The organism is Pseudundibacterium arcticum (assembly GCF_042646465.1).
Classification (GTDB): domain Bacteria; phylum Pseudomonadota; class Gammaproteobacteria; order Burkholderiales; family Burkholderiaceae_D; genus Undibacterium_A; species Undibacterium_A arcticum.
Genome location: NZ_JBHRTP010000024.1, coordinates 43082 through 62521, shown reverse-complemented (window position 1 = coordinate 62521; position 19440 = coordinate 43082). Strand labels below are relative to the sequence as shown.

General features: G+C 58.5%; 16 protein-coding genes and 1 tRNA gene. 11 read left to right on the top strand and 6 right to left on the bottom strand.

Annotation, left to right across the window (positions count from 1 at the left end; genetic code table 11):
- Positions 1–251: 251 nt before the first annotated feature.
- Positions 252–695: a universal stress protein gene (locus ACFOFO_RS08910; RefSeq protein ID WP_390325828.1), complete on the top strand. Its 444-nt coding sequence runs from the start codon at positions 252–254 to the stop codon at positions 693–695.
- A gap of 419 nt (positions 696–1114) precedes the next feature.
- Positions 1115–1191, top strand: a tRNA-Met gene (locus ACFOFO_RS08905).
- 79 nt (positions 1192–1270) lie between these two features.
- Here the strand turns inward: ACFOFO_RS08905 and ACFOFO_RS08900 are convergent.
- Entirely contained in the window at positions 1271–1687 is a 417-nt protein-coding gene (locus tag ACFOFO_RS08900) for a hypothetical protein (protein WP_390331392.1), read from the bottom strand.
- A gap of 385 nt (positions 1688–2072) precedes the next feature.
- Between ACFOFO_RS08900 and ACFOFO_RS08895 the strand changes: the two genes are divergently transcribed.
- Complete coding sequence (locus ACFOFO_RS08895) at positions 2073–2939, top strand: class I SAM-dependent methyltransferase (protein ID WP_390325823.1); 867 nt, start codon at positions 2073–2075, stop codon at positions 2937–2939.
- A 411-nt stretch (positions 2940–3350) separates the two neighbouring features.
- Positions 3351–4724, top strand: coding sequence for a tetratricopeptide repeat protein (locus ACFOFO_RS08890; protein WP_390325821.1), 1374 nt, complete (start codon positions 3351–3353; stop codon positions 4722–4724).
- 323 nt (positions 4725–5047) lie between these two features.
- Here the strand turns inward: ACFOFO_RS08890 and ACFOFO_RS08885 are convergent, their stop codons facing one another.
- Positions 5048–6976, bottom strand: a complete 1929-nt coding sequence (locus ACFOFO_RS08885; protein WP_390325818.1) for a hypothetical protein — start codon at positions 6974–6976, stop codon at positions 5048–5050.
- A 531-nt stretch (positions 6977–7507) separates the two neighbouring features.
- Here ACFOFO_RS08885 and ACFOFO_RS08880 point away from each other — a divergent pair.
- The 4 genes from ACFOFO_RS08880 (at position 7508) to ACFOFO_RS08865 (ending at position 12437) form a co-directional block, all read left to right on the top strand.
- Positions 7508–8170, top strand: coding sequence for a methylamine utilization protein (locus ACFOFO_RS08880; protein WP_390325816.1), 663 nt, complete (start codon positions 7508–7510; stop codon positions 8168–8170).
- Positions 8171–8180: 10 nt separating this feature from the next.
- Positions 8181–10547, top strand: coding sequence for a putative bifunctional diguanylate cyclase/phosphodiesterase (locus tag ACFOFO_RS08875; RefSeq protein WP_390325814.1), 2367 nt, complete (start codon positions 8181–8183; stop codon positions 10545–10547).
- A 230-nt stretch (positions 10548–10777) separates the two neighbouring features.
- Positions 10778–11755, top strand: a complete 978-nt coding sequence (locus ACFOFO_RS08870; RefSeq protein WP_390325812.1) for an MBL fold metallo-hydrolase — start codon at positions 10778–10780, stop codon at positions 11753–11755.
- A gap of 217 nt (positions 11756–11972) precedes the next feature.
- Positions 11973–12437 carry a GyrI-like domain-containing protein gene (locus ACFOFO_RS08865; protein WP_390325809.1) on the top strand — a complete coding sequence of 155 codons (465 nt, stop codon included), beginning with the start codon at positions 11973–11975 and terminating at the stop codon, positions 12435–12437.
- A gap of 119 nt (positions 12438–12556) precedes the next feature.
- On the opposite strand, the gene ACFOFO_RS08860 is transcribed toward ACFOFO_RS08865, so the two are convergent.
- The 4 genes from ACFOFO_RS08860 to ACFOFO_RS08845 all read right to left on the bottom strand — a co-directional run bounded on the left by ACFOFO_RS08860 (position 12557) and on the right by ACFOFO_RS08845 (position 14849).
- Positions 12557–12826: a hypothetical protein gene (locus tag ACFOFO_RS08860; RefSeq protein WP_390325807.1), complete on the bottom strand. Its 270-nt coding sequence runs from the start codon at positions 12824–12826 to the stop codon at positions 12557–12559.
- Positions 12827–12847: 21 nt separating this feature from the next.
- Positions 12848–13426 (bottom strand): DUF4337 domain-containing protein, encoded by a 579-nt coding sequence (locus tag ACFOFO_RS08855; protein ID WP_390331391.1) that lies wholly within the window; start codon positions 13424–13426, stop codon positions 12848–12850.
- A gap of 97 nt (positions 13427–13523) precedes the next feature.
- A complete protein-coding gene (locus tag ACFOFO_RS08850) occupies positions 13524–14006 on the bottom strand; it encodes a dihydrofolate reductase (RefSeq protein ID WP_390331390.1) in 483 nt (160 codons plus the stop codon).
- A 48-nt stretch (positions 14007–14054) separates the two neighbouring features.
- Positions 14055–14849, bottom strand: coding sequence for a thymidylate synthase (locus ACFOFO_RS08845; RefSeq protein ID WP_390325802.1), 795 nt, complete (start codon positions 14847–14849; stop codon positions 14055–14057).
- Positions 14850–15329: 480 nt separating this feature from the next.
- Here ACFOFO_RS08845 and ACFOFO_RS08840 point away from each other — a divergent pair, with 480 nt between their 5' ends.
- The 3 genes from ACFOFO_RS08840 to ACFOFO_RS08830 all read left to right on the top strand — a co-directional run bounded on the left by ACFOFO_RS08840 (position 15330) and on the right by ACFOFO_RS08830 (position 19354).
- Positions 15330–16229, top strand: coding sequence for a YihY/virulence factor BrkB family protein (locus ACFOFO_RS08840; RefSeq protein ID WP_390331389.1), 900 nt, complete (start codon positions 15330–15332; stop codon positions 16227–16229).
- Between the two features lie 306 nt (positions 16230–16535).
- Positions 16536–17591: an extracellular solute-binding protein gene (locus ACFOFO_RS08835; RefSeq protein WP_390331388.1), complete on the top strand. Its 1056-nt coding sequence runs from the start codon at positions 16536–16538 to the stop codon at positions 17589–17591.
- Positions 17592–17596: 5 nt separating this feature from the next.
- Entirely contained in the window at positions 17597–19354 is a 1758-nt protein-coding gene (locus ACFOFO_RS08830; protein WP_390331387.1) for a diguanylate cyclase domain-containing protein, read from the top strand.
- Positions 19355–19440: the final 86 nt, after the last annotated feature.

Below are 19440 nucleotides of genomic sequence, written 5' to 3'. Positions count from 1 at the left end.
GCGTCCGCGCGCCGACTCAATTCGGCCGTACCGCGCATTCCGGCACTGACGCCGGGAACTTCTTGTTCTATGATTGAAATAAGCCATTCTCGAGCGTGCCAAACAGCGTATTCATTTGTTCAGCGGCTGGAATACGCGGCGTAATATGCGCTCTGTTGATGGCAACGGGTAAAGAACAAGGTTCGGAATGGTCATCGCGTGCCAGGTGAAACACGAGTCTGGCTGCTTGATGCAAACAATCAGGAGGTGATATGTACCGCAAGATTCTGGTCGCCTATAGCGGCACGCCGGAGAGCCGGTCGGCCTTGCATGAGTGCATCAGTCTTGCACCGGGTCCAGATGCCGAAATACATTTGCTGGCGGTTGCCCATCTGACTTCCTATTTGATGGCCGGTGCCTTTCTGACAGAAGTGGCGCTGACCGCAGAAGAAGACAGAATGCAGCAGGAACTCGCGGCCGGTCACGCTCTGATGACCGAGGCCGGCCTGAAGGTAGTCGATCACCTGCAAGTCGGGGAACCGCTGGAGGCAATCGGCACCTTGGTCGACCAGCTCGGAATTGACCTGGTGATTGTCGGCCATCCGCGCCACAAGCCTTGGGCCAAGCGCTGGTGGCACGGTTCGATCGAGGCGGTCCTGGCCGATCGAGTCAAGTGCAGTATATTGGTGGCCACCGAGACGCATGAAGCAGCCTGATGGCTTGGCTTGGAGGTGTGCTGAATCGACGCGCGTGAACCCATGCCGTGTATCCCAAATAATGCGCGGCGGCGTGCGGCCGGTGCGGTCACGGCGTGCGCATCGTTACCAGCAAGCTAAGCCGGTCGATTGTACCGATACTGTATCCATCTGCATGCCGCTGTAAATGTTTGTAAATAACCATCGAGGCAGGTAGGAGCGCACTACAATGAACCTGTCTCCTCCAACTCATCCTTGGGTTTGGATCTTGCCCGCGACCTCACGGTTTCGCGGGCTTTTTTATTGGCGCGCCCCGAAATCACCTGAGGAAAAAGTGGAAATCTGCTTGCCTGTGCGGCACGTGCCGACCATCAAAATGTCGAATAAATGATATTTACCTTTGGGCGCACTGTGCTTTGTGTTACAGTCTGGGCCTCAGACGCGGGGTGGAGCAGTCTGGCAGCTCGTCGGGCTCATAACCCGAAGGTCACAGGTTCAAATCCTGTCCCCGCAACCAAATAAAAAGGGCTCGCATTTTGCGGGCCCTTGTCGTTTCCGGATAACATTCCACTTGCAGATGCAGTCCACGCCGTAGATTATTTTATGGTTGGGATCAGCGAGATCACGTTACTGCTGCCGCCGCTGCTGATTTCATCCTGAATCCGCTCTATCTCGGTCAGCAGATTCAACAATGTTTCCAGCCATGGGTAGCGGATGTAACGGTGGTACTTGTTGGTTGCTTCCAAATCGGCCACGAACTGTGGTGTCAGGATGCGCGGATGGGTGCGACTACAGACGCCGCCTCGATGCTGGGCGCGTCTGCCGAGATAGGCCATCGCGCAGGCGCGGTGATACTCGATGACGCCGCCGAAACGATGAATCAAATCTCGTTCGGATGGCGCTTGGTCGATGTGGCGATGATAGGCAATCCAGTCGCCTTCGCGGATTTCTACTGCGAGCGATCCAGGATTTGCATGAGAAACTACATCGTGTGATTCGATTAACGCTGACATATAACCTCCGTCGTTGCGCCGGTGACTGCTCGTGTGCGTTGCACCGGCCAATTTCAGAAATGTTGGGCGGACTCTTGCTGCAATTAAATCCTATAGGAAGCTCCGGAATTTTCAAACCCTATTCACGGCAAAGTGTTGCGAAACGTTGCTTTTTTTGAGCCGAATTTGCGTTTGTGCAATAAAGCGAAGGCCTGCAACAGTTTCTCGCTATTGCTTGATAAAACGCATTTACTTTGTGCTTAATTTAGTATTGCGGGCAGTCAAGAAATTGCCGTCCTCCCATGAAATGAACCCTGTGAAAACAGTACAGATTGCCGGGCACACACGTCGCCGGTTAAAACCGTGCCATCCAGTAACTTAGTGCATGGGCGGAAACAGTCAACGTATGAAAGTGATACAAGCCAATACCATGGAAGCGAAACACGAAGCAAAGCACGACATCAAGCCCGGCCAGTCGATCGAGTTGCTCAAGGAACTGCATATCCTGACGCGCGATGGCAAGCTGAATCAGGATAGTCGGCGCAAGCTGAAACAGGTCAATCACCTGTATCAGTTCATCGAGCCATTGCTGAAAGAAATCCAGCAGCAGCACGCCGACATTCAACTGGTCGATCATGGCGCCGGCAAGTCGTATCTGGGCTTCATCCTGTACGACCTGTTTTTCAAGACGCGCAATGACGGCTCGCGTATCTATGGGATTGAAACCCGCGACGAGCTAGTAACGAAATCGCGCGAACTGGCAGCGCGGCTGAACTTCCCCGGCATGACCTTTTTGAACCTGTCGGTGGCGGAATCGATCGAATCGACGCAACTGCCGGCCAAGGTCGACATCGTCACGGCACTGCACGCCTGCAACACCGCGACCGACGATGCGATTCATTTCGCGCTGAAAAAGCAGGCGCAATTCATGGTGCTGGTGCCTTGCTGCCAGGCTGAAGTGGCGTCGGTGCTGAAAAAGAACAAGGCGCAATCGCTGGTGCGCAATTCGCTGACCGAAATCTGGCGCCACCCGCTGCATACGCGCGAATTCGGCAGCCAAGTCACCAATGTGCTGCGCTGTCTGCAACTGGAGGCGCACGGTTATCAGGTCAATGTGACCGAACTGGTCGGCTGGGAACATTCAATGAAAAACGAGCTGATCATCGCCAGTTACAAGAATTTGCCGCGCCAGCGTCCGGCCGAACGGCTGCATGAAGTGCTGGACACGCTCGGGCTGACTGAAATGCGCGATCGCTTCTTCACGTCGCTGTGAGCGCGTCGGCACCATAAGCCACAACCGGGAGAACCCAAACGAGTCGGCACAAATTTGCGCCCGCTGTCGTTGCGGATTGTATTTCGCGTAAGTAATTGTAAAAAGTGAAGAATCCGCGTCGCTGCGGCGATACATTGAAGGTGGCTTTATTGCCCTCCCTCCCATCCCGATATGGGTTCGCCCACGTTTCAATATGAACGTGGGCTTTTTTATGTCCATTCCCTGATGGTCGTCACACGCTGGTTGGCGTTGGCGTCGGCGCTTGCGTTGGCGCAAACGACCTGCCAGCCACGCATCCTAGAATTTTAGTAGCGTGGTGAATGCTTGGGTAAGCAGGATCTTCGCTTTCATAGATCTGCGACGGAAGGTGTGCAACGTTGTTGCGGTGCCGAAGCAGAGTAGCGGGGCATCATGGCCGATCGAGATACTGCCGAAAAGGAATTTCAAACCAGCGTCTGGTTTCGCACAGCCGCTGAGCAGGGCAACGCCTACGCGCAGTTCAATCTGGGTCTGATGTACAAGAAGGGGCAGGGCGTGGTGCGCGACGATGCGCAGGCCGTGCGCTGGTTTCGTAAGGCCGCACAGCAGCGGCTGGTATATGCGCAGAACCATCTCGGCGTGATGTATTACAACGGATGCGGCATCACCAAGGATGATCGCAAGGCGGCGCAATTGTTTCAGAAGGCGGCTGAACAAGGCGACGCGTCGGCTCAGCAGAACCTGGCCCTGATGTACCGCAATGGACGAGGCGTCGAGCAGGACGATGTGCTGGCAGTCAACTGGTTGCGCCGCGCTGCCGAACAGGGCGTGGCAGCCGCGCAGAGTCGGATCGGAGACGCCTATTTCGACGGCGTCGGCGTGGCCCGTAACTATACGTTGGCGCTCAGCTGGTATCGGCGCGCGGCGGTGCAGGGTGAAATCAATGCCCAGACGAAGATGGGCATGATGTATGAAAAAGGCCAAGGCGTCGCGCAGAGCTATGAGCAGGCCGTGGCCTGGTTCTTCATCGCAGCCGGACAGGGTGGTGCGGTAGCGCAATGCCACATCGGGATGGCCTATGCCAATGGGCACGGGCTGGCGCAGGAAGAGCGGCAGGCCGCAGTCTGGTTCCGCAAGGCAGCGGAGCATCGCGATGCCGATGCCCAGTTCAATCTCGGCATCATGTATAGCAACGGTCAAGGCGTGTCGCAGGACCACAGTCAGGCGGTGGCCTGGTATCGGCTGGCGGCGGAGCAGGGCATTCAAAACGCGCAGTTCAATCTGGCCGTGATGTACGCGACCGGGCTCGGCGTCGGTCAGGATATCCGGCAGGCCTTGCTGTGGTATCGGCGCGCAGCCGGGCAGGGCATGCCGAGCGCGCAATTCAATTTGGGTGTGATCTATGCGAATGGCCACGGCGTGCCCCGAGATGAGGCGCGGGCGCTGCTCTGGTACCGACGGGCGGCGGAACAGGGCGACCTTGGTGCGCAGAACAATCTGGGCGTGATGTATGCGAATGGACAAGGTATTGCACAGGATTTACCGCGTGCCGTGCACTGTTATCGGACGGCCGCCGAACAAGGTCATGCGTTGGCACAGTACAACCTCGGCTGCATGTATTGCAGCGGCCAAGGCGTACCACGGGACAAGGTGTTGTCCTATCTGTGGATCAATCTGGCGGCAATCCATGGCGATGCGGCGGCCGCCAACAGCAGGAATCTCATCGAGCGCAGCATGACTGCGGGCGAGATCGCACAAGCTCAGGACCTGAGTCTGCAATGGCAACGTCGCCAGGAGTCGCTGTAGGTCGGTGCAGTTCGGCGCAGCTTCATGCCGTCAGACGGTGTAACGTTCAGCCAGCTAAGTCGGCAATATGTGAAATGTTGTCCGCATAAGCGCGAGAATCATGCCGCTTGCCCCGGGCAACAGGAGCTTCGCGATTTCTGTTTGCGCCTTCGCTCCACAATCGGTCGTTCGTTGTGCTCAGCATACGGATGTACTTCCAGCGCCGAGCCTGCGACCATGCAGGGACACAAGAGAAAGCCCGGCACGCCAGGCTTTCTCATTTTCAAATCAGCGCCGTTCGCCGTCTCAAAACACGCGTCAAATCAGCGCCGGCGTGCCCCACGTCACCAGCAACTCGCCATCCCCCCGCAACTCACATAATTGGTTGACACCCCAAGTTGATCACTGTTGCGGCCATAGATGCTGACGGCCTTGTATGCCGCCGCGTTGGCCGGTTTGTTTGTCATCGCAATCACTTGGCTGGTGTGACCGTTGACGATATCTTCATGGCCGCCGCGGCTGGAACCCTGGCAGCCGCCGGCAAGGCAGAACGACACATCCTTGCCGCTGACGATACGGTTTCTGGCCCAGCTGACCGTGAAGCTCGCCGCAGCGCCGTCGTAGGCGCTCAACGCCGCTTTGGCCTCGGCATCCATTTCCATCCATGGGAAGCTGGCCAGCGCTGCGTATTTCGGTGGCACGCCTTCAACCCGCTTGATGATAACTACCGGCGTGCCGGTAGCTGCCACGTTGGGAAACAGTTCGACTTTCACCTTGCGGCCGCGCTTGTAGAAGTTGTCGATCAGATGATCGCCGATCGCGGCGGCATTCTGGCCATCGATGGTGTCGCCCAGCGAGAGCCAACTGCTGCCGCAGTTGTCGCCGATGGAGAGACGTGCTTTTTCACCGGGCTGGAGTTGAGCGATGCATGCGTCGCTCAGGGTCATGGTCACCAGCGGCGTGGCTTCCCAGCCGCTACCATCCTGATTGCGCTGGTAGATTTTGGCAGCACGCACGCCGGTGCTACTGACACCGTCGTTGGCCGTAACATCGAAAGTCAGCGCGCGGGTATAGAACGTCTGGGCATTGGCGGCGTCGCCGGCCGGCAGATCGACCCGGCTGGTGCGCTGGATTGCTGCGCCGACGTTGATGTTGTATACCGCGTCGCGGCCGAGCAGCTTCCAGGCCGCGCCGGCACGTAGCACCACAGCCAGTTCGGCACCATCAAACGAGGCATCGCCGTTGACGATATTGAAGCCGACACTGCAGACCTTGCGGTTGGCATCAGTCGTGAAATCGCAATCGCGCAAGATCGGATTGGCGACCATGCCGCCGAGCAGATTGTTCAGCCCGGCAAACTTGCAAATCATTTCCGGTGCGTTGGCCTTGTTGACGATCACGTTGTCGTCGAAGTCGAGCGAAAAATTGTCATCGAAAATGTTCGCGGCGGTCATTCGGCTGACGCAGGTGGTTTCATTCGCGGCCGAAATGGCGAACGACATGCCTTGCACGAAGATGCTCGAAATCCCTTTCAGGTCAACGTCGGCGCCGCTGGCCGCGGTCAGCGTGCCGGCTGCGACATCCTGGTCGAGAAAGACGTTGCCGGAGCCGATGATGCCTTCAATTTGCACGAAGGATTTACTGGTGGCGCCGTCGGTACCGGTACTGATCTTGACCGAATCGAGCACCTTGTCCATGCCGGTGCGGTCGGCGCTGAATGGTGTGGTGGCAAAGTCGATGCCGGCCACGCCGGCCTTGGCCAGCACATCAGCCAGCGCGGTCTCCAGCTTCAGCTTTTGTGCATCAAGATCGGTCGCGCTCGGTGGGGCCGTCGGTGCGCTCGGCGCGAACATGCCGGACGGATCGGTACCTAGTGCGAGCGCCAACGTGGCGTGAGTCAGCGGGGTAACGTTGGCAACGCCCGGTTGCTGCACCACAGAATAGAAGCACGTGTAGTTGGCATCGACCACGCCGCAGGCTTGCAGCGCATACGGCGCGGCCAGTCCGTCGGTGGAAATGCCGCTGTAGCTGCCATCGACACCGGCGAGGGCGCTGCGGGTCACGCCGTTGGCGTCCTTGACGGTAACGGTGGCATTGAGCATTGGTGCGCCGACTGCGACGGTTCCGGACAAGGAGGTCGGCGCCGGCTGCTGTGGTGCCACGACGGGCGCCGGCACGCTGGACGACCCGCCGCCGCAGCCGCCGAGTAATAGGGAAGCAGCACAAGCGATCGTGCTGCCGGAACGGATGAACGACACAAAATTGTAAGACATGTAATAGCTCCGCGTTCGCTGGGTCAATGCCGCACTCACGTCACCGGGCAGACCGTCTGCGCTGGAGGTGCGGTTAGGTATATAACGGCCGGAAATATGCGGACTCGATGGCAATTCGACATCTGGTCCGAAGTATTCGTACAGACAATCACAAATAGCGCACGAGTGGGGAAAAAACTCCGCTTTCCAGGCCCGATTGCGGACGCGCCACTGGCTTGAGGGGAGACCGTGCCAGACCGGATTCATGGCCGCACGGTGATGGGATGTAATGTAGTAATGGTTAAGACTAGGTTGGCGCGGTGCCCGGCGTGCGTTGTGGAGGTTTCAAAAATATTCGCTAATATTGCCAAATAGAAAATTACAGTGTCATTTCAGTTCCGGAATACAACAGTTCTATTCGGCAATCCATTGTGAATGGCGATACTATAAGGCGATGCTGTGCAGTGTCGACCGATCGGATCGCGACACGCAGATCCCTGCGGGGACGCTCCCGTGCATAATTTTGAGGCCTTACCGCTGACGATGAACAACATGACTGTGTCCCTGCTTGCCGTCCTGGGTATGGGGCTGACCGCTTTCGCCGCCTCCGTCGCCAATGCTGCAATCATCACGGTAGCGGTCACCGATGCGGCCGGAAATGCGCTGCCGGACGTCGCAATCTACGCCGAGCCGGCCGCTGATGCGAGTGTGCACAAGGCGCTGCACGGTGCCCAGATCGAGCAAAGACAGCGCAAATTCATGCCGTTGGTGACCGTGGTCCAGACCGGCAGCACGATCTCTTTCCCCAACAACGACACCGTGCGCCATCATGTCTACTCATTCTCGCCGGCCAAACCGTTTGAACTGAAACTGTATTCGGGCGTGCCGGGGCAGCCGATTTTATTCGACAAGCCTAGCACCGTGGTGGTCGGCTGCAATATCCATGACCAGATGGTGGCTTACATTCAGGTAGTCGATACGCCGTATTTCGGCAAGACCGACGCCGCCGGCAAACTGACGCTGGATGGCGTGCCAGCCGGCAAATATACGTTGAAGGCCTGGCACTATCAGTCGTTGCGAGGCGCACCGATACCTGACCAGGCGATCACGCTGGTCAAGGATGTCGACCTCAAGGCGGATTTCAAGCTGAATCTGAAATCGAATTTGACGTCAAGCATTAAACCGGCCCACCAAGCCGCTGCGGCAGACTACTAGGAACCGTCCCATGCGTTTGCGTAGCCTCGAAAGCCGGATCGTCGCCCTGTTCCTGTTCCTGATACTGGCGGTGCAGTTGGCCGGTTTTTTTGCAATCCGCAGTGGCATCGAAAAAAACGCGCGCGCGTCGATCAAAGAAGAACTCGTGATCGGCGAACACGTCTTTCGTCGGTTGCTCGATCAGAACGCGCAGAAGCTGACCCTGGGCGCACGTTTGCTGGCGGCCGATTACGGGTTCCGCCAGGCGGTCGGCAGCAACGACCAGGAAACCATCGCGTCAGCGCTCGACAACCACGGTGCGCGCATCGGTGCCGCGCTGACGATGCTGGTTGGCGCCGATCACCAGATCGAGGCCACCACTGCGCAAAATCTGGCCGGCAATCTGCAGCGCGCGATCCTGGCGCTGGTCGCGACCGCAGAGCAACGCGGCAATGCGACCGATATCGGGATCGTCGACAACTACCCATATCAGATCGTGGTGGTGCCCGTCAACGCGCCTTTGGTGATCGGCTGGGTGGTGATGGCGTTTCCGATCGATCAGAAGCTGATCGCCCAGATGCACGAGCTATCTTCGCTGCAGGTTGCAATCCTGACCAGCGGCGCGCAGGGCGGTTGGATGCCCGGCGTCTCGACGCTGACCGCCACTGACACTGCCAGTCTGGCGGCGCAATTGGGCAGAATGTCGACTGACTCAAGCATGTTGCCGGACCTGAAGATCGCCGACAGCCAGTTCAGCGCCCGTGTGCTCCGGCTTGCCCGCCAGTCGGGCCAGACCACGATCGCGGTGCTGCAGCGTTCGGTCAGCGAAGCGATTGCGCCATATCGCCAGCTGCAGCTGACCTTGCTGATCCTGACGGCGGCGGGGATTGTGCTGGCGGTGATCGGCAGCATCTTCATGGCGCGGCGTATTACCGGTCCGCTGCGACAGTTGACGCAAACTGCGCGCCAGCTGGGCGAGGGCGATTACCATGCGGCGATAGTGATCCGACGCGACGACGAGATCGGTGCGCTGTCAAAATCGTTTGAAAGCATGCGTGACCGCATCGCCAACCGCGAGCTGGAAATCCGCCGGCTGGCGTACTGGGATACGCTGACCAATCTGCCGAACCGGGCCCAGTTCGCCAGCCTGCTGCAGGACGCCATCGCTCTGGCCAAGGGCGCCAACAGCAGCTGCTATGTCGTCATGATGGATCTGGACCGTTTCAAGCATGTCAACGACGTGATGGGCCACAGCTTTGGCGATGCACTGCTGCGTCAGGTGGCCAGACGGCTCAAGCTGCAACTGGGGCGGCACAAGGACCGCTGCGCCCGGCTTGGCGGCGATGAATTCGCGGTGCTGCTGCAGGACACCGGGCTCGATGAAGCGCGCGACATCGCGGCCCAGATGTTGCGTTCGCTGGAGGCGCCGATCTCGCTCGACGACCAGACCGTCGACCTCGGGGCCGGTGTCGGCATTGCCGGATTCCCGCAGCACGGCCAGGATGCTGAAACCATACTCAGCCGCGCCGAAATCGCGATGTACGCCGCCAAGCAGCGCAAAGACGGTGCGGTGGTGTACGACCCCGAGATCGATCAGGGCAGCCAGCAGAGCCTGTCGCTGCTGAGCGAACTGCGCCGTGCCATCGACCGCGATGAATTCCGGCTGCATGTACAACCCAAACTCATGCTGGCCAGCGGCAAGGTGGTCGGTGTCGAGGCGCTGGTACGCTGGGTGCATCCGGAGCGCGGCTTCATCGGCCCCGATGACTTCATCCCGTTTGCCGAAAAAACCGGTTTCATCCGCACGCTGACGCGCTGGGTGCTGGAGCAATCGGCCGCGCTGTGCGCTGAACTCAATGCGCGTGGACTGGATTTGAAGCTGTCGGTCAATCTGTCGACCCGTGACTTGCTCGATCTGGAATTGCCGGGAAAATTTGCCGACATTCTGATGCGGCACCAAGTCCGGTCATCATCGTTCTGCCTGGAAATCACCGAGAGCTCGATCATGGACGATCCAGTGCGCGCCCAGCAGACCCTGGAAAGGCTGCACGCGATGGGCGTCGAACTATCGATCGACGATTTCGGCACCGGCTACTCGTCGCTGGCCTACCTGAAGCGGTTACCGGTCGACGAGCTGAAGATCGACAAATCCTTCGTTCAGAACATGGCGCGCGATGCCGACGACCGCAAGATCGTGCGTTCAACCATCGACCTCGGCCACAACATGGGGCTGCGCGTGGTGGCCGAAGGCATCGAAAACGTCGAGGTCTGGCATCTGCTGGTCGCGATGGGCTGCGAACAGGGGCAAGGTTACTTCATGAGCCGGCCGATGCCGTCGGATCAATTTCTCGATTGGCTCCAGCGCTGGCAGGCACCAACGCCAGCCGTCGCAGTCTGAGGCGCTAATCCGGCCAGTCGGTCGCACCGGTCACTCAGCAAAGTGGCGAAAGTCTTGGCATAATGCAATCCGATTAATGTCAGTTTGTCATTTGTTATGGATAACGGAAACACTGGCGGGAATGGTGGTGGCCCGTCCCAACGGACAGGAGCACAAATACAGTCGCCGGTAAAGTTCGTTCTCGGGCAAATGGCGCCATCCGCTGTTCCATCACCCAAGGAGACAAGTTCATGAATGCCCCAGCTCTGCTGCGCCTTAGCGCCATTACCATCCTGATCGCCGGCTGCAGCATCGGCCTGTTGGCCCCGGTCACCGCCAGCGCCGCCGCACCGATCGTCAAGACCGCCGCGCCCGGCTACTACCGCATGATGCTGGGCGATTTCGAAGTGACCGCGCTGTCGGACGGCACCGTCAGCCTGCCGGTCGATAAAATACTGACCAACACCACGCCCGCCAAAGTCGACAAGGCGCTCGGCAAGTATTATCTGAAGAGCCCGGTAGAAACCTCGGTCAATGGCTACCTGATCAATACCGGCGACAAACTGATCCTGGTCGACGCCGGCGCCGCCGGCCTGTTCGGCCCGACCCTCGGCAGGCTGACCGCCAGCCTGACTGCCGCAGGTTACACACCCGAGCAGGTCGACGAGGTCTACATCACCCACATGCACGGCGACCACGTTGGCGGGCTGATGACAGGCGATCAGCGCAGCTTCCCGAACGCCATCGTGCGGGCCGACCAGCACGACGCCGATTACTGGCTGAGCCAGGAGAATCTGGACAAGGCGCCGGCCGACATGAAGGGCTTCTTCCAGGGCGCGATGGCCTCGCTCAACCCCTACGTCAAGGCCGGCAAATTCAAGTCCTTCGACGGCGATACCGAACTGGTGCCCGGCATCAAGGCAGTTGCGGCCCGCGGCCACACCGCCGGCCACAGCATTTACATGGTCGAAAGCAAGGGCCAGAAGCTGGCGTTGTGGGGCGACCTGATGCACGTCGCCGCGGTGCAGTTCGATAATCCGGGCGTGACCATCCAGTTCGATTCAGACAGCAAGCGCGCGGCGATCGCGCGCAAGAAGGCGTATGCCGATGCGGCCAAAAACGGTTATCTGGTGGCAGGGGCGCACTTGTCGTTCCCCGGGATCGGACACATCCGGTCCGACGGCAAAGGCTATGCGTGGGTGCCGGTGAATTACCTGGTGGTGCGTTGAATCGACTGGTTCGTAGGTGAATGACAGGACACGCACGGCCTGACAGCCGGCATCGATGCGTTTTTCAGGCCGCGCCATCCGTCCCGTAACGCCATTGATCACTATCAATATCTCGCGCAAACGACCGGCATGGTTAGATCGCAACCTTCCATGCTAAATTGTCTTTTTGAGATTTTTGCGATTTATAACCAGTTAGGCGAATGGTAAGGAGATTGTCATGCTCGACAAACCGCAAATCGTAAAGACCGAGGTTCAACTTGCCGCCGTCATCCGAGTGACCATTCCACGCACGGAGATCCGGAATGTCATGGGTCCGGCCATCGCTGAGGTGATGGCCGCCGTCGCTGCTCAGGGCATCGCGCCTGCCGGCCCAGTTTTCTCTCACCACCTGAGGATGGACCCTGACACCTTCGATTTCGAGGTCGGCGTACCTGTCATCGCACCAGTCTCCGCCATCGGCCGCGTGCATGCGAGTCAGTTGCCAGCCGTGACGGTGGCACGGACGGTCTACCATGGGTCGTACGAGGGGCTCGGCCCCGCATGGGGCGAATTCATCGAATGGCTCACCGCCGAGGGACACCAAGCGGCCCCGGATCTCTGGGAATGCTACGTGGCGGGCCCGGAGTCGAACCCCGACCCAGCCACCTGGCGCACCGAACTCAACCGGCCACTGATCGATTAAAGTCGAGTACTAATGACAACGCCCAGCGCGAAACCGGGTGCGGCTTACGCGTGAAGAATCGCGGTGATGTCATGGGATGGCCTCTCCCGTTATTTTTGACCGACAGTCGATTTGCAGCGTTACTCGCCGCTCTTTTTGCCGAGTTGCTTCTCGAACGCGAGATCGAGCTTGCTGACCCGTTTCGGTTTCTGTGGACCAAAGGCATCGACAAACTTGACGAAGTCATCCAGCGCCAGCGGCCCGCTCAGCTTGATTGGTGCTTCCGTGCCCGACGTCTGCACCAGACAAAACAGCTCGTCGCCACTGCGCACCATCGAGTATTGGCGATTGCCGCTGCGGGCCTTCAGCCGTTCGACGGCGGCGCTGGCGCGGGTCGATCTGGTTGCCATGATGTGATTGACCGGGCCAGGTTAGAAATGCAGCCAGGCCAGCACGCCCAGCACCAGACCAACGGTGGCGACACCGTAGGCGGCGTATTGCAGCCACTTTTTGCGGGTCAGCAGCGTGATAGCGGCTAGCGAAATGGCGATCTGCTCGGCGGTCATCGCCAGCGCCCAGCGATGGTGCTGGTGCATCGACTCTTCAGATTTTTTGTCCCAGTCCTTCGATTCGGCTTCCAGTTCGTCCGCTTTTTGCTTGATCTGGTCCTTCTCGGTCTTGTAGCGCGCCACGTCCGCCCTGTATTTTTCCGGGTCGACGCCGGGCAGGGTGACGGCCAGTTCAGCCAGATTCTGCTTGTTGGATTTGGCCTGGTAATAATTCCACTGGTTCGCGGCTTCCGTCTTCTTGATCGCAGCTTCGTTCTTGGACATCGCCGCGTCATTCTGCGTGGCGCCGCCCTGGTAACCGAACAGCGCGCCGACCGTGGCCAGGATCGCCGTCATCACCGCGATCTTGCCGGAAAATCCGTCGCCGCCATGGGTGCCTTGTGCGGCGTGTTCCAGCTCGTGATCGTGCGGGCCGTGTACGTGAAAACCTTCAGCTGACATATGTGCTCCGGTGCGTTGTTATGGTTTGGGGAATGGGGTGATCTGGGTTGGTCTGGCTTGGTCTGGGTTGGTCCGAGACTGCAGCCAACGCCTGACCTTAAATTCGCTGGTAAGTCACGAACGCGAAATCGAAATCATTCTCGGCTGAATGATGGAGTTCGCGCGCGACTTCTTTCCAGTGCTGCGGATCAATCGCCGGGAAAAACGCGTCGCAATCGAAACGCTTGTTGATTTCGGTGACGAGCAGACGCGTTGCGTGCGGCAGCGCTTCGGCATAGATTTGCGCCCCGCCGATGATGAAGGCAGGACCATCGCCGGCCAGTTGGACCGCCGCTGCGAGTGAGCTTGCGCTTTCGATTCCATCGTGGCGCCATTGCGGATTGCGCGTAATGACAATATTGCGTCGGTTCGGCAGCGCTCGACCGATCGAATCAAAGGTGTTGCGGCCCATGATGATCGGGTGGCCGGTGGTGGTGCGCTTGAAAAACGCCAGATCCTCCGGCAGCCGCCACGGCAGCGTATTGTGGACGCCGATGCCGTTAGCGGCGTCGGTGGCGACGATGATGCTGAGATGGCTCATGTTAATCCTGGTGTCGTATTGCGTGTGGCTTGATCGAAGGCCGGCCGTTCAGACCGCGACCGGCGCCTTGATATGCGGATGCGATTCGTAGCCGGTGATCTCGAAATCCTCGAACTTGTAATCGAAGATCGATGCCGGCTTGCGCTTGATCAGCAACTGCGGCAGCGCATGCGGCACGCGCGACAGCTGCTCGTCAACCTGCTCCATATGGTTGGAATACAGATGGCAATCACCGCCGGTCCAGATGAAATCGCCGACCTCCAGCCCCGCCTGTTCCGCCATCATGTGCGTCAGCAGCGCGTACGACGCAATATTGAACGGCACGCCCAGAAAGATGTCGGCGCTGCGCTGATACAGCTGGCACGACAGCTTGCCGTCGGCCACGTAGAACTGGAACAGCGCGTGGCAAGGCGGCAGTTTCATCCGGGGAATATCGCCGACGTTCCACGCCGACACGATCATCCGGCGCGAATCCGGGTTGTGCTTGATCTGCTGCATCACCTGCGCGATCTGATCGATGTGCTCGCCATTCGGCGCCGGCCAGTTGCGCCATTGATAACCGTAAATCGGGCCCAGATTGCCGTCGGCATCGGCCCAGTCGTCCCAGATCGAGACGCCGTTTTCCTTCAGATACTGGATATTGGTGGAGCCGTTCAGGAACCAGATCAGCTCATGGATGATCGATTTCAGATGTAGTTTCTTGGTCGTTACCAGCGGAAACCCCTGCTGCAAATCGAAACGCATCTGGTAGCCGAACACCGAACGGGTGCCGGTGCCGGTGCGGTCGGTTTTTTCGCTGCCATGCTGTTGTACATGGCGCATCAGGTCGAGATATTGGCGCATGATTGGTCTAAAAAATGTATTCGCGATTGTAACGCATCGGATGCCCGTATTGGCGCGACCGCGGCCCAGCTTCGCTCCCGCGCAGCTGGGTCGAGAGGCAACTCTGGTTTCCCGATCCTAGTCGTATTTTTCGAGAATTGAAGGGAGTATGTTGGTAAACATGCGTTAATCGCCATGTGATCATTACGGGATAAAAATATACTGGAAGGTGTATATTTCTGATGGCGGTGCTGACACCGGCCAAGCGGCGGCGCCAGCCGTTTTTGGCGACGCGCAGGTGCCACCGCGTGAAAAGTTGTTATCACGCCGCAAGTTGCGCCGGATTCCCACCGGCATAATGAAAACCAGTTCAGCAGCGTGCCTGTGTGCCATATCCGATCACGTTCAGCACATTTTTCACTTCGATTCCGTAAGTTCGACAGACTCCTGGTATTTCACAAGGACGCCATGAATCGTGTACCCGTAGCCGTCCCGAGATTTATGCGCCGCATGCGTATCGTCTTCGTTTGCGCAGTCGAGGAATGGATCAAGCATCGCGCCGCCAGCAAAGGCGCGGCGCTGGCGTTTTACACGCTGTTTTCAATGGCGCCAATCCTGGTGCTGGTGATCGCAATCGCCGGTTTCTTTTACGGCCGGCAAGCGGCGCAAGGCGAGCTGTTTGCCCAGTTGCAGGGGCTAATCGGTGGGCAGGGTGCGGCGGCAATACAATTGGTGCTGGCCGGAGCGCACAATCCGGAAGAAGGGCGCTTTGCGACCATCATCGCAACGGTGCTGCTGCTGATCGGCGCCACCAGTGTGTTTGCGGAACTGAAGGCCAGTCTGGACGATATGTGGGAACTCGCCGGGCAGGAAAAGAGCGGCTGGTGGAGCATGATCCGCACGCGGCTGCTGTCGTTTGGCCTGGTCCTCGTGCTGGCGTTCCTGCTGCTGGTGTCGCTGGTGGTTAGCGCGGCGTTGGCAATCCTAGGGCGCTTCTGGGGCGGTTTCTGGGCCGATGCCGATGTTTCCCTGTTGCTGTCGGTATTGTCGTGGTTGATCGGCTTTATTGTGATTGCCTGCATGTTCGGCGTCATTTACAAGATGTTGCCGCAAATCCATCTGCGTTGGCGGGATGTCGCGATCGGCGCGTTCGGCACGGCGATCCTATTCAGTCTGGGTAAATACGGCATCGGTGTGTATATCGGCAATAGCGGCGTCGTCAACAGTTTTGGCGCGGCCGGCTCGTTGGTCGCGCTGCTGCTGTGGGTCTATTACTCGGCGCTGATATTCTTCTTCGGTGCCGAGTTCACACGGCAATATGCCTTGCAGTACGGCAGTCTCAGTCTGCATGACCCTGGCCACCTTGAAAATCGTGGCGCGCCGGCAACAGCCGCAGATTAACGTCGAATGCTGCATGCGGGCCGTATGGTGCCGGATCTAGCGCCAGTCACTGGCACGCCACAGGTCGGCGCCGCGCACCGCATTGCAGCCAATTGACAGCTGGCAAAATGTCAATTGACAGTCACTAAAATCGTCTAGAATCGCTTGAAAACGTCGAAAATGCGCTATTTGGCGCTTTGCTGTATCAGTTGGATAGTGTTTCAAATAATCGGGGCGCCTGATCTGCCTTGGTTTCGCTGCCACACCGGCGGCAAGCCAAGCGCGGCATAGTCGTCAGTTGCAGTCACACTTTCTGATTCGCGTGCCATGCCCCCTTTTGTCGCCGTCATCGCACGATTAAGGCAGCTTCGCATCCTGTTGCTACTGCTCGGTCTCGGGTTGGCGCAGACGGTGACGGCCATGGAAGTCTTGCGGATTCTGGCATGGCCCGGTTATGCCGACCCCGACGTGGTGGTGGAATTTGAACGGCGGCATAACATCCGCGTCGAGGTCAGTTACATCGACTCCGACGACGGCTTGTGGAACCGGATCCACAACAATAGCGGCAAGAATTTCGATGTATTCGCGGTCAATACCGCCGAATTGCAGCGCTATATCGATCAGGGGCTGACCGTTCCGATCAATCTCGACCACGTCAAAAATCATGCGCGGCAATTGCCGCGCTTCCAGGACTACAAGGCCATCCCGGGCTTGGTCCGCAACGGCCAGATCTATGCCGTTCCGTACACATATTCGGACATGGGGCTGATCTACAACCGCAAGAAAGTCAAAAAAATCCCGCAATCGATCTCGGAAATGTGGGATCCGGATTATCGAGGGCGGGTGCTGGCCTATAACGCCAGCAACCACAATTTCTCGATCGCCGGACTGGCGATGGGCGTAAAGAATCCGTTCGCGTTGAACCCCGGTGAATTCAAGATGGCGGTCAGTCAGCTGATCAAATTGCGGCGCAATGTGCTGACCTTTTATACGACGCCGGAAGAGGTGGTCAAGCTGTATCTGGAGCACGACATCGTGCTGATCTTTGGCAATTACGGCATGCAGCAGGTACAGGCATTGCGCGCGGCCGGCGCCGATGTCGGCTATGTGATTCCGCGCGAAGGAGCGTTGAGTTGGCTCGATTGCTGGGTCATCACGCCGGGCGCGAAAAACAAGACACTGGCCGAGAGCTGGATCGATTTCATGCTAGAGAAAACCGTCAGCGATACCTTGACCAAACGTCACGGTCTGGCCAATACCATCACGCCATTTCAAGATAACAGCAAGGACAAGATAATCTGGCTGGAACCGCTGGAAAATTACGCGAAGCGCGAAGCCTTGTGGAGCAGAATTATTTCAGGTGACGATTTCGAGAAATTCTAACCAAGATGAAGCTAGGCATCGGTCTTAAGCTGGGATTCTGGCTGGCATTGCTGGGGATATTTTCCACCGCGGTGACCGGCTACTACGCCTATTACAACAGTCGCCAGTTATTGATCAAGGCGTCGCAGGACAAGCTGCTGACCGCGACTCAGGTACTGGCGCATCATTTCACGTTTACGCTGGACGATATTGACGCCGACGTCCGATTCGTCGCGGCCTTACCACAGGTGCAACAGATCGCCAACGGCGATGCGGATGCGGCGCGCACCGCGGAGTCGAAAAAACAGCTGGCCGGGATTGTGTCGAGCCTGTTGACGGCGCATCCGGAATATTTCCAGATCCGGCTGATCGGCGCCAAAAATTCCGGCCGCGAACTGGTGCGGGTTGACCGCGACGAAACCGGGCTCAGCGCGGTCAGCGGCAGCAGCCTGCAGGAGAAAGGGCATTTCGACTATGTGTTCGAGTCGATGCGGCTGCCGGCCGGTGCGATCTATACGTCGAAAATCAACTTGAACCGCGAGCTTGGCGCGCACCACGGCTTCGACAAACCGACCATCCGGATCGCGACGCCGGTCAAGTCGAGCGACGGCAAGACTTTCGGCATTGTCGTCATCAATGTCGATCTGAACGGCATGTTCGACCAGATGCGGTCCGACATCACGGAAGACATCAAGGTGCTGCTGACCAATGGGGATGGTGACTATCTGATCCATCCCGACACGTCCAAAACTTTCGGCTTCGACCTCGGCCGGCGAGTCCTGATCCAGGACGATATCAAGGAAACAAAACGCATCCTGGACGGCAAGCAGGACAACGTGGTCCTCAATACCGACGACAAGGACGGCGCCGAGCAGGCGTCTGCCGCTGCGTTTGTGCGGGTCCCTTACGGCGCGCAGGGCGACCAGCGGTTTGTGATCATCGGATTGGTCGCGCCGCTGAAAAACGTGCTCAGCGAGAGCCGGGCACTGGGTTTCAGCATCATCAAGATCACCCTGCTGTTCATCCTGCTGACGATCGTGATTGCGTTGTTACTGTCGCGGGTACTGGCGCGACCGTTGAACCAGATGGCGCGGGCGGTCAGTCAGTTTTCGGCCGGTAAGCCGATCAGCGACCTGCCGGTGCAGCGTACCGATGAAATCGGCCTGCTGGCGCGTAATTTTTTATCGATGTCGTCGAAGTTGAACGCGCAAGTTGCCGAGCTGCAGGACAAGCAACTCTATCTCGATTATCTGGCGCACCACGACCAGCTGACCAAGTTGCCGAACCGGCTGTTGTTTCTCGATCGCCTGACCCACGCGGTCGACAAGGCGCAGCGCAATTGCGAACAACTGGCCGTGCTGTTCATGGACCTGGACCGGTTCAAGGAGATCAACGACAGCCTCGGACATTTTGTCGGCGATCAGGTACTGAAGATTGCCGCTGCCCGCTTGCACGAATGCGTACGGCAGGAGGATACGATCTCACGGCTCGGCGGCGACGAGTTCACCATCATGATCGAAGACGTGCACGCAGCCGCCGACGCCGTCGTGGTCGCCGAAAAAATTATCGCCGCGTTCCAGCAGCCATTCGTGGTCGAACAGCACGACTTCATCGTATCGTGCAGCATCGGCATCAGCATCTATCCACAACATGGCGAGCAGGCCGAGGAGCTGCTGCGCAACGCCGATGCGGTGATGTATCAGGCCAAGAATCTGGGGCGAAATAATTACCAACTGGCGAGCGAGGAAGCGACCGGGGTCGCTGTAGCAAAGCAGACGCAGTAAGACGACGGCGTTTTCAATTCGGCATGTTGAAAATTCCGACAGTCGACATCTTCCAGTCGCGCGCCACCATCGCCTTGATCGATTCC